General features: G+C 63.6%; 14 protein-coding genes. 4 read left to right on the top strand and 10 right to left on the bottom strand.

The annotated features are described in order from the left end of the window. Nucleotides 1-113: 113 nt before the first annotated feature. The gene (locus EGJ22_RS09080) at nucleotides 114-587 is read right to left on the bottom strand and encodes a hypothetical protein (protein WP_029886601.1); all 474 of its coding nucleotides are present in this window, start codon (nucleotides 585-587) and stop codon (nucleotides 114-116) included. 364 nt (nucleotides 588-951) lie between these two features. Here EGJ22_RS09080 and EGJ22_RS09075 point away from each other — a divergent pair, with 364 nt between their 5' ends. Next, nucleotides 952-1,575, top strand: coding sequence for a response regulator transcription factor (locus EGJ22_RS09075; RefSeq protein ID WP_009684566.1), 624 nt, complete (start codon nucleotides 952-954; stop codon nucleotides 1,573-1,575). 46 nt (nucleotides 1,576-1,621) lie between these two features. On the opposite strand, the gene EGJ22_RS26105 is transcribed toward EGJ22_RS09075, so the two are convergent. The 3 genes from EGJ22_RS26105 to metG form a co-directional block, all read right to left on the bottom strand. Beyond that, the gene (locus EGJ22_RS26105; protein ID WP_009684567.1) at nucleotides 1,622-1,798 is read right to left on the bottom strand and encodes a PA3496 family putative envelope integrity protein; all 177 of its coding nucleotides are present in this window, start codon (nucleotides 1,796-1,798) and stop codon (nucleotides 1,622-1,624) included. A gap of 104 nt (nucleotides 1,799-1,902) precedes the next feature. Then, nucleotides 1,903-2,541 carry an endonuclease III gene (gene nth / locus EGJ22_RS09070; RefSeq protein ID WP_009684568.1) on the bottom strand — a complete coding sequence of 213 codons (639 nt, stop codon included), beginning with the start codon at nucleotides 2,539-2,541 and terminating at the stop codon, nucleotides 1,903-1,905. A gap of 93 nt (nucleotides 2,542-2,634) precedes the next feature. Further along, nucleotides 2,635-4,674, bottom strand: a complete 2,040-nt coding sequence (metG, locus tag EGJ22_RS09065) for a methionine--tRNA ligase (RefSeq protein WP_029886600.1) — start codon at nucleotides 4,672-4,674, stop codon at nucleotides 2,635-2,637. A gap of 157 nt (nucleotides 4,675-4,831) precedes the next feature. On the opposite strand from metG, the gene apbC reads away from it, so the two are divergent. Then, nucleotides 4,832-5,926, top strand: a complete 1,095-nt coding sequence (gene apbC, locus EGJ22_RS09060; protein WP_009684570.1) for an iron-sulfur cluster carrier protein ApbC — start codon at nucleotides 4,832-4,834, stop codon at nucleotides 5,924-5,926. A gap of 183 nt (nucleotides 5,927-6,109) precedes the next feature. On the opposite strand, the gene EGJ22_RS09055 is transcribed toward apbC, so the two are convergent. After that, the gene (locus tag EGJ22_RS09055; protein ID WP_003254922.1) at nucleotides 6,110-6,319 is read right to left on the bottom strand and encodes a cold-shock protein; all 210 of its coding nucleotides are present in this window, start codon (nucleotides 6,317-6,319) and stop codon (nucleotides 6,110-6,112) included. A 327-nt stretch (nucleotides 6,320-6,646) separates the two neighbouring features. Here EGJ22_RS09055 and dcd point away from each other — a divergent pair, with 327 nt between their 5' ends. Together dcd and EGJ22_RS09045 are read left to right on the top strand one after the other, a co-directional pair. Then, the gene (gene dcd, locus EGJ22_RS09050) at nucleotides 6,647-7,213 is read left to right on the top strand and encodes a dCTP deaminase (protein WP_009684571.1); all 567 of its coding nucleotides are present in this window, start codon (nucleotides 6,647-6,649) and stop codon (nucleotides 7,211-7,213) included. A gap of 92 nt (nucleotides 7,214-7,305) precedes the next feature. After that, the gene (locus EGJ22_RS09045) at nucleotides 7,306-7,533 is read left to right on the top strand and encodes a hypothetical protein (protein WP_009684572.1); all 228 of its coding nucleotides are present in this window, start codon (nucleotides 7,306-7,308) and stop codon (nucleotides 7,531-7,533) included. 7 nt (nucleotides 7,534-7,540) lie between these two features. On the opposite strand, the gene pdeM is transcribed toward EGJ22_RS09045, so the two are convergent. The 5 genes from pdeM to EGJ22_RS09020 form a co-directional block, all read right to left on the bottom strand. Continuing rightward, on the bottom strand, nucleotides 7,541-8,197 hold the full coding sequence (gene pdeM, locus EGJ22_RS09040; RefSeq protein ID WP_029886599.1) for a ligase-associated DNA damage response endonuclease PdeM: 657 nt from the start codon (nucleotides 8,195-8,197) through the stop codon (nucleotides 7,541-7,543). Next, nucleotides 8,194-10,641: a ligase-associated DNA damage response DEXH box helicase gene (locus tag EGJ22_RS09035; RefSeq protein WP_029886598.1), complete on the bottom strand. Its 2,448-nt coding sequence runs from the start codon at nucleotides 10,639-10,641 to the stop codon at nucleotides 8,194-8,196. Before EGJ22_RS09035 ends, pdeM begins: the two co-directional genes overlap by 4 nt. 67 nt (nucleotides 10,642-10,708) lie before the next feature. Beyond that, complete coding sequence (locus EGJ22_RS09030; protein WP_029886597.1) at nucleotides 10,709-11,824, bottom strand: succinylglutamate desuccinylase/aspartoacylase family protein; 1,116 nt, start codon at nucleotides 11,822-11,824, stop codon at nucleotides 10,709-10,711. A gap of 159 nt (nucleotides 11,825-11,983) precedes the next feature. Further along, nucleotides 11,984-13,642 carry an ATP-dependent DNA ligase gene (locus EGJ22_RS09025; RefSeq protein ID WP_029886596.1) on the bottom strand — a complete coding sequence of 553 codons (1,659 nt, stop codon included), beginning with the start codon at nucleotides 13,640-13,642 and terminating at the stop codon, nucleotides 11,984-11,986. Next, on the bottom strand, nucleotides 13,639-14,655 hold the full coding sequence (locus EGJ22_RS09020; RefSeq protein ID WP_029886595.1) for a ligase-associated DNA damage response exonuclease: 1,017 nt from the start codon (nucleotides 14,653-14,655) through the stop codon (nucleotides 13,639-13,641). The genes EGJ22_RS09025 and EGJ22_RS09020 overlap by 4 nt, the downstream gene beginning before the upstream one ends. Nucleotides 14,656-14,657 lie beyond the last annotated feature (2 nt).

Genomic DNA, 14,657 nt, shown 5'->3' with positions numbered 1-14,657 from the left:
TCCCCTGTAGGAGCGGGCGTGCCCGCGAAGGGTCGCGAAGCGGCCCCAAATTACTTAACTGACTGGCATTAGGCTGCGGCCGGGTTTTTTGTGCCTGCTCGAAATGAAGAGTTTCAGCTGCATGGGTTCGCGGCCTCACTGCCCAGTGGGCTGATGGACAATTGCGCGCATTGGCCTTTATCCACATTGCAAAAGCGCCAGGTGCGGGGCGGCGTTGGTGGTTGCGCAAGCGCTTGCAACAGCTGCTGTTCCATCAGGCGACAGGCATCCGGGCCAGAAAACATGAAGGTGACGGGCTCGCCTGGCAACCCCTCCTGCGGCATGGCAGCGAGGGCTTCACTGCTGGGTGGGGGCGCGCTGTCCGCTGCTGCCTTATTGGATAATGGGCTGTAGAACGACTTGTAGTTGAAGTTGAGTGTCAGGAAAAACAGCGCGGTCAGGAAGAACGGAAAGCCCACCAGGAACCAGGTATAGAGCTTCTGGCTGGACTCGCTGAGAAAGGGCAGTGTGGCCAGGGCGGAGGCTTCGATGATCCCGGCGAAGATGGCAATGATCGTCAGCGGGGCGACAGGTTGTGCTTGGGTCATGGTGGCTGCCTCCAGCGGTTTTGCCCATCTTTGCCTTACTGCGCCGGGCAACTAAAGACTGGACTGCTTCCCGGTGCGCGACAACGGGCAAAGTCCCTGATCCACGCTTCACCCCGAAGTCGGGAAGGGGTGTTTCAGCCCCTGACAGTCTGTGCTCAAAGTGCAACTGGCCACCGGGTACACGCCTGTAATCGGTAATAAGGAATTTGTTTGTTACAACCATAGTCGCGATGTGTAGGAAGTTTCCGCAACTATTGTAGGTTTTGTCTGCACATGAGTTTCGTCGGCAAATCGCCGCGCCATCGGTCGTTCTGTCAGTTATCTTGGCGTGCCAAAGCCACAACAGTGAATGAATGGATGTCGCATGAATAAAGTGCTTATCGTTGATGATCATCCGGTCATACGCCTTGCCGTGCGCATGCTGATGGAGCGGCATGGGTATGACGTCGTGGGGGAGACCGACAATGGGGTGGCTGCATTGCAGCTGACGCGGCAACACCTGCCGGACATTGTGGTGCTGGATATCGGTATTCCGAAGCTGGATGGCCTGGAGGTGATTGCCCGCATGGCCAGCTTCAGCCCAGGCAGCAAGGTGCTGGTGCTTACGTCGCAGGCACCCGGCAATTTTTCGATGCGCTGCATGCAGGCGGGGGCGGCGGGTTATGTATGCAAGCAACAGGAACTTACCGAGCTGCTGAGCGCAATCAAGGCGGTGCTCTCGGGCTACAGCTATTTCCCCAACCAGGCCCTGCATGCGGCCCGGGGCAGGGGCACGGGCAGCGAGGTGGACATGGTCAACCGCCTCTCGGCCCGGGAAATGACCGTGTTGCAACAGTTGGCGCGCGGGCGTTCGAACAAGGAAATTGCCGACAGCATGTACCTGAGCAACAAGACGGTCAGTACCTACAAGTCACGCCTGTTGCTCAAGCTCAATGCACGGTCGCTGGTAGACCTGATCGAGTTGGCGCAACGGCAAGGCCTGAGCTGAGTACAGGCCATGAAGCCTCCGGGCAGGAGGCTTTGCCAAGGTGGGGCTACAGGTCGTAATCGAAATCGGCCAGTTGTTTCTGCAGGCGCCGTTCTTCGAGCAAGTTGTCGATGGTGCGGCGTTTGCTGAGGTTGGTTTTTGCAGATTCCACCGGGGGCTCCGCGTCATCTTCTACGGCAACAAAATCATCTTCGATCGACAGGTCGTCTTTATCGGTACTCATGAGTCGCTCCAAGCCAAGGGGCCGTTGGCCGACCTTATAACCAGAAAGCAGGCGCTGGTAAAAAAGATTTTTTCAATCGCCTGCAGTGGTTTTCAGCTATCCGCTCAATCGTCAGAAGTTTTGTGCTTGTACTCGCACAGGTCTTCGATCCTGCAACTGCCGCACCTTGGCTTGCGTGCCTGGCAAACATAGCGGCCATGGAGAATCAGCCAGTGGTGGGCGTCCAGCAGGTAGTCCTTGGGTACGAACTTGACCAGTTTCTTTTCCACTTCCAGCACAGTCTTGCCCGGCGCTATCCCCGTGCGATTGCTGACCCTGAAAATATGCGTATCGACGGCCATGGTCGGCTGGCGGAACGCCGTGTTCAGCACCACGTTCGCCGTCTTGCGGCCGACACCTGGCAGTGCCTCCAGCGCTTCACGGGTTTGGGGTACCTGGCTACCGTGACGCTCGATCAGTAAGCGGCAGGCTTCGATGACGTTCTTGGCCTTGCTGTTGTACAGCCCGATGGTCTTTATGTATTCGCTGAGGCCTTCGACGCCCAGGGCATAGATGGCCTCGGGGGTGTTGGCGACGGGGAACAGGCGCGCCGTAGCCTTGTTGACGCCGACGTCGGTCGATTGCGCGGACAGTGTCACTGCCACCAGCAATTCAAATGGCGTGGTGTAGGCCAGTTCGGTTTTCGGATCAGGGTTGTCTTCGTGCAGCCTGCGAAAAATCTCCAGGCGTTTGGCGGCGTTCATGAATCAGAGCTTTCCTTGATGGCGCGCACAGGCCGGGGTTGCCCCGGCCCGCCGCAAAAGCCAACGGGGCTGCCAGGCAGCCCCCACGGTCAATTACTTGATGCGCTGGCCTGGCTTGGCGCCGCTGTCCGGGCTCAGCAGGTAGATCTCTTCACCACCAGGGCCTGCCGCCATGACCATCCCCTCGGACACGCCAAAGCGCATTTTCCGCGGTTTCAGGTTGGCGACCATCATGGTCAGGCGGCCTTCGAGCTTGGATGGGTCCGGGTAAGCCGACTTGATGCCGGAGAACACATTGCGGCGTTCGTCCCCGATGTCCAGGGTCAGCTGCAGCAGCTTGTCAGCACCCGCCACGGCTTCGGCCTTGACGATCAGTGCCACACGCAGGTCCACGGCGGCAAAGGTGTCGAACTCGATTTCTGCCGACAGCGGGTCCTTGGCCAGCTCGCCGTTGCCTGCCGGGGCCGCGGGTTCGGCGGCCAGCAGGTCTTCCTTGCTGGCGGCGACCATGGCTTCGACCTTGGCCAGCTCGATACGGCTCATCAGTGCCTTGAACGGGTTCAGCGTGTGGTTTTCCAGGCGCGACAGGTGGTCGTTCCAGGTCAGCGGGGCCACGTTGAGGAAGGCCTCGGCGTCGGCAGCCAGCAGCGGCAGTACCGGCTTGAGGAAAATCACCAACTGGCGGAACAGGTTGATGCCCTGGGCGCAGATCGCCTGCACTTCGTCATGCTTGCCCTCCTGCTTGGCCAGGGACCACGGCGCCTTGTCGGCGATCCAGGCATTGGCACGGTCGGCCAGCGCCATGATTTCGCGCATGGCGCGGCCGAAATCGCGGCCTTCGTAGGCCTCGGCAATGGACGGGGCGGCAGCCAGGAAGGCTTCGGTCAGTTCAGGCGCGGCATCACCGCTAACCATCACGCCCTGGTTACCCTTGTGGATGAAGCCGGCACAGCGGCTGGCGATGTTGACTACCTTGCCAACCAGGTCAGAGTTGACCTTCTGCACGAAGTCTTCCAGGTTCAGGTCGAGGTCGTCGACGCCGCGGCCCAGCTTGGCGGCGTAGTAATAGCGCAGGTACTCTGGCTGCAGGTGGTCGAGGTAGGTACGGGCCTTGATGAACGTACCCCGCGACTTCGACATCTTGGCGCCGTTGACGGTCAGGTAACCGTGCACGTTGACGGCGGTCGGCTTGCGGAAGCCCGCGCCTTCGAGCATGGCTGGCCAGAACAGGGCGTGGAAGTTGACGATGTCCTTGCCGATGAAATGGTACAGCTCGGCCGTGGAGCCCTCGCGCCAGAACGCATCGAACTCCAGTTCCGGGCGGCGCGCGCAAAGGTTCTTGAAGCTGGCCATGTAGCCGATAGGCGCATCGAGCCAGACATAGAAGTATTTGCCCGGCTCACCCGGAATTTCGAAACCGAAGTACGGCGCGTCACGGGAGATGTCCCATTCCTGCAGGCCGGAGTCCAGCCATTCGGCCAGCTTGTTGGCGACTGCGTCCTGCAGCGTGCCGCTGCGGGTCCACTGTTGCAGCATGGCCTGGAAGTCGGGCAGCTTGAAGAAAAAGTGCTGCGAATCGCGCAATACCGGGGTGGCCCCGGAAATGGCCGACTTGGGGTTCTTCAGTTCGGTCGGTGCGTAGGTGGCGCCGCATTTCTCGCAGTTGTCGCCGTACTGGTCTTCGGCCGCGCACTTCGGGCAGGTGCCCTTGATGAAGCGGTCGGCCAGGAACATGCCCTTTTCCGGGTCGAAGTACTGGGTCACCGAACGGGTGGCAATGTGCCCGGCCTCACGCAGGCGCGTGTAGATGAGGCTCGACAGCTCACGGTTTTCTTCGCTGTGGGTGGAGTGGAAGTTGTCGAAGTCCACCAGGAAGTCGGCGAAGTCGCTGCTGTGTTCGGCCTGGACGTTGGCAATCAGCTGTTCCGGGGTGATGCCTTCCTTTGCCGCGCGCAGCATGATGGCCGAGCCGTGAGCGTCGTCGGCGCAGACGTAAATGCACTGGTTCCCGCGCAGCTTCTGGAAGCGTACCCACATATCCGTCTGGATGTACTCCAGCATATGGCCAAGGTGGATCGATCCATTGGCATAGGGCAGGGCGCTGGTGACGAGAATCTGGCGTGGCTCGGACATGGTGGCTCGGCTACTTATCTGGCTCGGGGTAAAAATGAGGGTGATCGGCCACTATAAAGGGCTGGCGAAGATATTTCACCCCGCAAGCGCATCTGCTGATGATTGACGGGTTAGGATAGGCGCCTGTTTTACATTCAGTTTGCCAATGGGAGTCTCCATGAGTGCCGTCACCCGTGCCGCCATCGAAGGCGTGCTTCGCCAGTACACCGACCCCTACCTGAACCAGGACCCGGTCAGCGCCGGTTGCGTGCGCGCCATCGATATCCAGGGCGGGCATGTCAGCGTGCAGTTGCAGTTGGGCTATGCCGCCGGGCTGTTCAAGAACGGCTGGGCCCAGGTGCTGCAGACCGCCATCGGCAACCTCGAGGGCGTCAGCGGCGCCCAGGTGTCGATCGACTGCGTGGTTGCCGCGCACAAGGCCCAGGCCCAGGTGCCGGCCATGGCCAACGTCAAGAACATCATCGCCGTGGCCTCGGGCAAGGGCGGCGTGGGCAAGTCGACCACCGCCGCCAACCTGGCCCTGGCGCTGGCCCGCGAGGGTGCCCGGGTGGGTATTCTGGATGCCGACATCTATGGCCCCAGCCAGGGCGTTATGTTCGGTATCGCCGAAGGCACCCGCCCGCAGATTCGCGAACAGAAGTGGTTTGTGCCGATCAAGGCGCATGGCGTGGAAGTGATGTCCATGGCGTTCCTGACCGACGACAACACGCCGATGGTCTGGCGTGGCCCGATGGTCTCGGGTGCGCTGCTGCAGTTGGTGACCCAGACTGCGTGGGACGACCTGGACTACCTGGTGATCGACATGCCCCCGGGCACCGGTGACATCCAGCTGACCCTGGCCCAGAAGGTGCCGGTGGCCGGGTCGGTGATCGTTACCACACCACAGGACTTGGCCTTGCTCGATGCCCGCAAGGGTGTGGAAATGTTCCGTAAGGTCAACATCCCGGTACTGGGCGTGGTCGAGAACATGGCCGTGCACATCTGTTCCAACTGCGGCCATGCCGAGCACCTGTTCGGCGAAGGTGGTGGCGAGAAACTGGCCAGCCAGTATGGCGTCGATCTGCTGGCCTCGCTGCCACTCTCGATGGTCATCCGCGAGCAGGCCGACAACGGCAAGCCGACCGCCATTGCCGAGCCGGAGAGCCAGATTGCCATGGTCTACCAGGAACTGGCGCGCCAGGTAGGGGCGCGGATCGTGCTGCAGGAAGCTGCAGCGCCGGCGATGCCGAGCATCACCATCAGCGAAGATTGACCTGAGAGCGAGCCGCCTGCTTCGCGGGCATGCCCGCTCCCCTAAGGACTGCGCAGCAATTGAAGCCTGCGCGATCCCTGTGGGAGCGGGCGTGCCCGCGAAGAAGCCAGCGCCGAATTTCGAACAAGCATAAAAAAACCCGCCAGAAGGCGGGTTTTTTGAAAGCTAGGAAGCTAGATCGGCTTAGGCGATCTGAACTTCTTCAGCCTGCATGCCTTTCTGGCCGCGGGTAGCGACGAAAGTAACAGCCTGGCCTTCTTTCAGGGTTTTGAAGCCGTCAGCTTGGATGGCTTTGAAGTGCACGAACAGGTCGTCGCCCGACTGAGGGGTGATGAAGCCGTAGCCTTTCTCATCGTTGAACCACTTAACAACACCGGATTGACGGTTGGACATTTTTCTGTCTCCTTGGACAATTTGATAACGGTCAGGAAACACCCTGACCGGGACTGAGCGCAAAGAGAGCAGAAAATTCAGCGATGGGCCGATCAGGATCGTGCATCAAACTAGAGATTCTCGGTGTCACGTGCAGCACAGTGGCGCCACCTTACCCCACTTTCCGCAACCTGCCAATGGTCTGAATGCGGTTTAGGCAAATTCGGATCGACGGCGGCTGCAAGCCGCGCCCGACGCGGGGTGAGGGATGGAACTTTAACCTGGGCGCCGGGACCGGTAAGATGCGCACCACGTTTTCCACCACGCAACTCTTCAGGACACCCCGCCATGAGCATCAAATCGGACAAGTGGATTCGCCGCATGGCGCAGGAACACGGCATGATCGAGCCGTTCGTCGAGCGCCAGGTGCGCGGCGAGCAGGACAGCCGGGTCATCTCTTTCGGTGTTTCCAGCTACGGCTACGACGTGCGCTGCGCCGACGAATTCAAGGTGTTCACCAACATCAACTCGGCGACCGTCGATCCGAAAAACTTCGACGCTGGCAGCTTCGTCGACATCAAGAGCGACGTGTGCATCATTCCGCCGAACTCGTTCGCCCTGGCGCGCACGGTCGAGTACTTCCGCATTCCGCGCGACGTGCTGACCATCTGCCTGGGCAAGAGCACCTACGCCCGTTGCGGCATCATCGTCAATGTCACCCCGCTGGAACCTGAGTGGGAAGGCCACGTGACCCTGGAATTCTCCAATACCACCACGCTGCCGGCAAAGATCTATGCCAACGAAGGCGTGGCGCAGATGCTGTTCCTGCAGTCTGACGAAGCGTGCGATGTGTCGTACAAGGACCGCGGCGGCAAGTACCAGGGCCAGCGCGGCGTGACCCTGCCGCGGACCTGAGCCGACGAGCGCGGGGAATTACCTGCGCTTTTGCCACTCCAACGAAGTACGCCGGTGCTCATGATGTGCATCGGTTTCGTCAGGAGCAGCCAATGAAACTCCATCCCGCAATCAGTGCCAAGCTGGCAGGTCTGCAGCCCAACCACATCGGGTTGTTGCCCTGGGCTTTGCTGGCGCATCCGTTGCCCATGCAGGCCGGGGGCGTGCCCCATCAGCCTGACCCCGATACGCCGCAGCCTGCGCAGCCAGGTGAATCACCACCCATGGAACCGGGCGAGCCGACCTTGCCTGACGAGCCTCCCCCAGCGCCTGTAGCGTGATGCGCTGCTAAAGCGGCCAGACCCGGCCGGCGCCAGCCAGGTAGACCTGGCTGGTGGGCAGCGGCGCTATTTCCCAGCCGCCGGTGAACTCACCGAATGCGGGCAGCAGGCTCACTTGTTCGTCGATCAGAAAGCACGGCAGGCGCAGGCGTTGCCTGGCCCTGCCACGCAGGATGAAGACCGGGTGCACGTGGCCGGCCAGCACTGGCCGTTCCGGGTGAGAATGCGGTTCGTGCTGCAGGGCGAAGGGGCCCAGCAGCCAGGGTTCATCCAGCACTGTGATGCCCAGCGTTTCGGGGGGATCGCCGGCGTTGTGATCGTGGTTGCCGCGTATCAGCACGATGTGCAGGCCAGGATGGCGGTCGCGCCATGCCTGCAGACGAGCCAGCGTGGCAGGTGCCCGCGCGCTGCGCGCGTGCAGGAAGTCGCCGAGTACGATCAGCTGTTCGCAAGCGTAGTGGGCGAGCAGGTCATCCAGCCGCGCCAGGGTCGCCTCGGTGGTGCCGCGCGGCACCGGTTGGTGCAATGCGCGATAACTGGCGGCTTTGCCGATATGCACGTCGGCAACCAGCAATGCACGCTGCGCCGGCCAGTAGATGGCCTTGTCCGGGAGCAGCCATAACTCCTGGCCGCAATGTTCGATGGCCTGATGCTGATGAGTCATTCCTTGTTCGCCGCCTGTTCCAGTTCTGCCACCATTCGCGCAATACGGTCCGCCAGCTTCTCGGTGCTCAACGTCTCGCGCATGCCCTCCACCAGCAAGGCGAACGCCAGCGGCCCCGGCCGCTTCAATGCCCGCAGGTCCAACTGCAAGCCGGCCATCTTCAACAGTTGGCGGTGCAGGCGATCAATTTCCAGTTCCTCGCTCAGCACCTCGTCACGGGCCTGGCCGAGCAGCAGGTTGCCTGCATCATGTTTGCGAAACACCTCGTAGAACAGGCCACTGGAGGCTTGAATCTGCCGCATGCTTTTCTGCGCCGCCGGATAGCCGCCAAACACCAGCCCGGCAATCTGGGCAATTTCCCTGAAACGGCGTAGCGCCATTTCACCCGCGTTGAGGCTGGCCAGCACATCCTCCAGCAGTTGCTCGGTGCCCAGCGCCTGCGGCAAGTGCGTCGCCCAGTCCACATGGCCAGGGCTGAGCAGCTCGAAGCCATAGTCATTTACGGCAATCGATACCGACAGGGGTTGCTGGCGGCTCACCCGCCAGGCAATCAGGTTGGCCAGGCCCAGGTTGGCCATGCGCCCGGCGAAGGGGTACAGGAACAGATGCCAGCCCTGGCGCGACTTGAAGGTCTCCGCCAGCAGCGTAGCCGTGGTGGGTAGAGCCGACCATTGGGCTTGCAGTGCCAGCAGCGGGCGCACGGCGCGCATTTCCGGGCCGGTAAAACGTTCGTGGGCGGCAGCGTCGAGCTGTTCGACCAGCGCATCGGCCAGCTCGCTCGACAAGGGCATGCGCCCGCCGTTCCAGCGTGCTATGGCAGCCTTGCGTGCGGTGCTGCGGCGTACGTAGGCGGTCATGTTTTCCACCCGCACCAGTTCCAGTACCCGCCCGGCGAACACCAGCGTATCGCCGGGCCGCAGGCGGGCGATGAAGGCCTCCTCGACACTGCCCAGCGTCTTGCCGCCGCCGCCCTTGCTCCAGTATTTGAGCTGCAGGCTGGCATCGCTGACGATGGTGCCGATGCCCATGCGATGGCGCCGCGCCAGGCGCTCGCTGGCCACTCGATAAACGCCGTCGGCATGGCGCTCGACGCGCTGGTAGTCGGGGTAGGCCGTCAGTGAACTGCCGCCGTGGCAGACAAAGTCCAGGGCCCACTGCCACTGGCTGTCGCGCAAGCCGGCGAACGCCCAGGTGCTGCGCACTTCGGCCAGCAACTGGTCGGCGCGAAAGCCACTGCCCAAGGCCATGCTGACCAGGTGCTGCACCAGTACGTCCATGCACAGCCGGGGGGAGAAACGCGCCTCGATGTGCCCGGCTTCCAGTGCCTGGCGAGCGGCTGCTGCCTCGACCAGCTCCAGGCTGTGGGTAGGTACGAGGGTTATCCGGGAGCGCCGCCCGGGGGCATGGCCCGAGCGGCCGGCCCGTTGCATCAGGCGTGCGATGCCCTTGGCCGAGCCGATTTGCAGCACCCGCTCCACGGGCAGAAAGTCTACCCCCAGGTCCAGGCTGGAGGTGCAGATCACCGCCTTCAGGCTGCCCTGCTTGAGGCTGCGTTCGACCCAGTCGCGGGTTTCCCGGGCCAGTGAGGCATGGTGCAAGGCGATCAGGCCGGCCCAGTCGGGGCGGCTTTCCAGCAGGGCCTGGTACCAGAGCTCGGCTTGGGCCCGGGTATTGGTGAACACCAGGCAACTGGTGCTGGCGTCGACCTCGCGGCTGACTTGGTCGAGCATTTTCAGGCCCATGTGCCCGGCCCAGGGAAACCGTTCTATGGCCCCGGGCAGCAGGGTATCGACCTGCAGTGCTTTGTCTTGCCGGCCTTGCACCAGCAGGCCGCCCTCGGGCAGCAGCACGTCCCGTGCATGCTGCAGGTTGCCCAAGGTGGCAGACAAACCCCAGGTCGGCAGGCCTGGGTGCCAGCGGCGCAGGCGGGCCAAGGCCAGCTGCAGTTGTACGCCGCGTTTGTTACCCAACAACTCGTGCCATTCGTCGACCACTATCAAGCGCAGCGTGGCGAAATCGGCTTCGGCCTGGGCACGCGTCAGTAGCAGGGTCAGGCTTTCCGGGGTGGTGACCAGCACGCTGGGCAGGCGCCGCGCTTGTCGGGCCCGCTCGGCACTGCTGGTGTCGCCGCTGCGTACGCCGACACTCCACGGCAAACCCAGCTCATCAAGGGGCGCTTGCAGGGCGCGCGCAGTGTCGGCGGCCAGGGCGCGCATGGGCGTGATCCATATCACCTGCAAGGGTGCTGCCTGGCGCCCCTGCGCCTGGGCCTTGAATGCGCGCAGTGCCGCCAGCCACACCGCGTAGGTTTTGCCGGCACCGGTGCTGGCGTGCAGCAGGCCAGACTCGCCACGCTCTACCGCCGCCCAGACCCGGCGCTGGAACGCGAACGGTTTCCAGCCACGTTTGCTGAACCAGGCGTTGGCGAGGTCGGTGGTGGGCATGGGGCGCAGGGTCCTTCGAAGGTTGTGCTTCTACAGACCACCCGCCGGCGGCAATGGTTTTACCGGATCAATTGCCCAACAGGTAACCGCTTCGGCACACCTGCTCGCCGGCCACATGGGCGATGACCATGCCCGCGGTAGCCATGCGCCGTACGCTGCGGGCGTACAACAGACCGGCCTGGCTATTGCGCACGGCAGTGACCCGGTCGCTGAGGGGGTCGATGACTTCGGCGATCAGTTGGCCTGCCGCCAGTTGCTGGCCTGGTTTGGCGTGGTACACCAGCAATCCACCCAGGGGTGTCGCCACCGGTTCTACGGCGGCCAGCGGTGTAGCCGGGCGCAGCAGGGCGGGGAGTGCCGGCTTGGCACCCTCGATAATGCCGGCATGGGTGAGGAAGTCGAGAATCGCCCCGCAATCCTTGCTGGCCAGTGCGTGGCTGACGTCGGCCTGCCCGCGCAACTCGACCGTGACCGAGCAACAGCCCAACGGGATAGGGAAGCGTTTGCCGAAGCGCTGCTGCAACTGCCACCAGACCAGGCTGAAGCACTCGTCGAACGACTGCCCGCCCGAATCGGTGGCCAGCAGGCTGGCCTGTGCACCCAGGTAGCGGGCCAGCGGTTCGATCTGCGGCCAGGCGTCGGGTGTGGTGTACAGGTGCTCCACCGCTTCGAAGTCGCAGTGCAGGTCCAGTATCAGGTCGGCATCGCAGGCCAGCCGTTGCAGGATCAGGCGCTGGGCCTGCAGCGGCGTACGCGCCGGGTGCGCGTCCAGCCCGCGGCGCAGATACTCGCGGATCAGCGCAACGTTGTGGGCAGGGTCCTGGCTGAGGTGCTCTTCGATCTGGTCGCCGATGGTGTCCGACAGGTCGACGAAATTACGGTTGAAATTCTCGCCACTCTGTAGCTCGAAGCGTCCCAGTGGCGCGTCCAGCAGCACCTGCTCCAGGCCAACCGGGTTGGCCACCGGCACCAGGATGATTTCACGCTGCAGGCGGCCTTGTTGTTCCAGTTCTGCCAGGCGGCGCTTGAGGTGCCAGGCGACCAGCATGCCGGGTAGCTCGTCGGCGTGCAGCGATGCCTGGATATAGACTTTGCCACCACCGCGGGGGCCGAAGTGGAAGCTGTGCAGTTGGCGGGTGATGCCCGGAACGGGTGAGAGCAGGTCGTGTGTTGAATGGTGCATGGTGGTCCTGGCTGCGTGGCGAAAACGGTCTGCGACACGGGTCGGCACACAGATAGAAGCACAGTTTTCGGCGTTGTGCCTGCATAGGGTTTGCCGAAACTCGGTGAGGGTGGGCTGCGCGAGCGAGCCCGCCCACACCGCGGCCACCCAGCCAGCAACCTAGGCCAGCAAGGCCTGCAGCGTCGCCAGGTCGTCGGCCTCTTCCACCGGTTTGTCCAGGCGCCAGCGCAGCATGCGCGGGAAGCGCACGGCGATACCGCTCTTGTGCCGGCGGGACAGGGCGATGCCCTCGAAGCCTAGTTCGAACACCAGGGTGGGGGTCACGCTGCGCACCGGGCCGAAGGTTTCCACGGTGGTTTTGCGGATGATGCTGTCGACCTTGCGCATCTCCGCGTCGCTGAGCCCTGAGTACGCCTTGGCAAACGGCACCAGTGCCCGTCCAGGCGTGCCGGCCGGCGCGTCCCACACGGCGAAGGTGTAGTCGCTGTACAGGCTGGCCCGGCGGCCATGGCCACGTTGGGCATAAATGAGCACGGCATCGACGCTGAAGGGGTCGATCTTCCACTTCCACCAGGTGCCCATGTCCTTGGTACGGCCCACGCCGTACAAGGCCTCACGCTGCTTGAGCATCAGGCCCTCGACGCCAAGGCTGCGGGATTGCTCACGCTGGCGGGCAAGATCGGCCCAGTCCGGGCCTTCGAGCAGTGGCGACAGCAGGACCGGGGCAAGCGGGTGTTCTTCCACCAGGCGTTGCAGCTGGGTGCGGCGCTCGTGCTGCGGTCGGCTACGCCAGTCTTCGCCTTGCCACTCCAGCAAGTCGTAGGCTTGCAGCACGACAGGCGCGTCGGCCAGCAGCTTCTTGCCCAAGGTTTTGCGGCCAAGGCGCTGCTGCAGCAGCGCGAATGGCTGCACGGCCAGCTCCGTCGATGACTCGCCCGGCTTCCACACCAGGATCTCGCCATCCAGCACCACCCCATCAGGCAGTGTCTGCGCCAGGCCATGGAGTTCGGGGAAGCGCTCGGTGACCAGCTCTTCGCCGCGTGACCACACCCAAAGCTGGCCCTCGCGCTTGACCACCTGGGCACGGATGCCGTCCCACTTCCATTCGATCTGCCAGTCACTCGGCGGGCCGAGCAAGGCGTCGAACTGCTCGCTGGGCACCTGCAGTGGGTGGGCCAGGAAGAAGGGGTAGGGCTGGCCGCCGCGCTGACTGTGTTCATCGGCGGACTCCTCGGCGATCAGCTTGTGGTAGCTGGCGGCGCTGGGGCGGTGACTGATGTCGGTATACCCAACCAGCCGCTGGGCCACGCGTTTGGCGTCCAGCCCGGCCAGTTGCGCCAGCGCACGGGTGACCAGCAGCTTGGACACGCCCACGCGGAAGCTGCCGGTGATCAGCTTCAGGCACAGCATCAGGCTGGGGCGTTCCAGTTGCGCCCACAGCGCTGGCAAGCGTTCGCGGACCTGCTCGGGCGGCAGGCCTCGCAAAGGCAGCAGATGGTTTTCAACCCAGGCTGCCAAGCCTTCGTCGTTGCCTTCTGCATGCTGCGGCAGCAGCAATGAAATGGTTTCGGCCAGGTCACCGACTGCCTGGTAGCTTTCCTCGAACAGCCAGTCCGGCAGGCCGGCCATGGCCGTTGCCAGTTCGCGCAGCAGGCGCGTCGGCACCAACTGCCGAGGGCGCCCACCGGCCAGGAAATACACCGCCCAGGCAGCGTCTTCGGCGGGCGCGGTGGCGAAGTAATCACGCAGCGCTTCGAGCTTGGCATTGCTGGAAGTGGTCGCGTCCAGGCGCAGGTACAACGCAGCGAACGCTTTCATGGCGCAGGCTCGGGCGTGGCTGCATCGTCTTCGTCGCCGTACTCGGTCACGAAGGCACGGGCATCCAGGCCTTGTTCGTTGAGGTAACGCACCAACACATTGACCGAACCGTGGGTCACCATCACCCGTTCGGCGCCGGTCTGGCTGATGGCCCAGAGCAGGCCTGGCCAGTCGGCATGGTCGGAAAGCACAAAGCCCCGGTCCACACCGCGGCGCCTGCGCGTGCCGCGCAGCAGCATCCAGCCGCTGGCGAACGCGTCGCTGTAGTCACCGAAGCGGCGCATCCAGCTGCTGCCGCCGGCTGACGGAGGCGCCAGGACCAACGCCCGGCGCAGCATGGGGTCGTTGCGCGCGATATCGCCGGCATAGCGGGTATCGGGTAGATGCACACCGGCTTCACGGTACACCCGGTTGAGCGGTTCGACGGCGCCATGCACCAGGATCGGGCCGATGCTCGCGTCCAGGCCGTGCAGAATCCGCTGGGCCTTGCCGAAGGCGTAGCAGAACAGCACGCTGGCCTTGCCCAGTTCGCAATTGGCCCGCCACCAGGCATTGATGCCGGCGAAGATCTCGCTTTGGCTTGGCCAGCGATAGATCGGCAAGCCGAAGGTCGACTCGGTGATGAAGGTGTGGCAGGGCACCGGCTCGAAGGGCGTACAGGTGCCATCAGGCTCGACCTTGTAGTCGCCGGAGGCTACCCAGACCTCGCCCTGGTACTCCAGGCGCACCTGCGCCGAACCCAGCACATGCCCGGCCGGGTGCAGGCTCAGGGTCACGCCGTGGTGCTGCAGGCGCTCACCGTAGGGCAGGGTCTGCAAATCGATGTGCTGGCCCAGGCGGCTGCGCAGGATGCCGGCGCCCGAGCTGGCGGTCAGGTAGTGGCCGTTACCGGTGCGGGCATGGTCGCCGTGGCCATGGGTGATCACGGCGCGGTCCACGGGCCGCCACGGGTCGATGTAGAAATCACCGGGTGGGCAGTACAGGCCTTCGGGGCGAGCGATGACGAGGTCCATGG

It is taken from the genome of Pseudomonas sp. p99-361 (assembly GCF_003935475.1).
In the GTDB taxonomy this organism is placed as follows: Bacteria; Pseudomonadota; Gammaproteobacteria; order Pseudomonadales; family Pseudomonadaceae; genus Aquipseudomonas; species Aquipseudomonas juntendi.
This window is presented reverse-complemented; position numbering and strand designations above follow the sequence as displayed.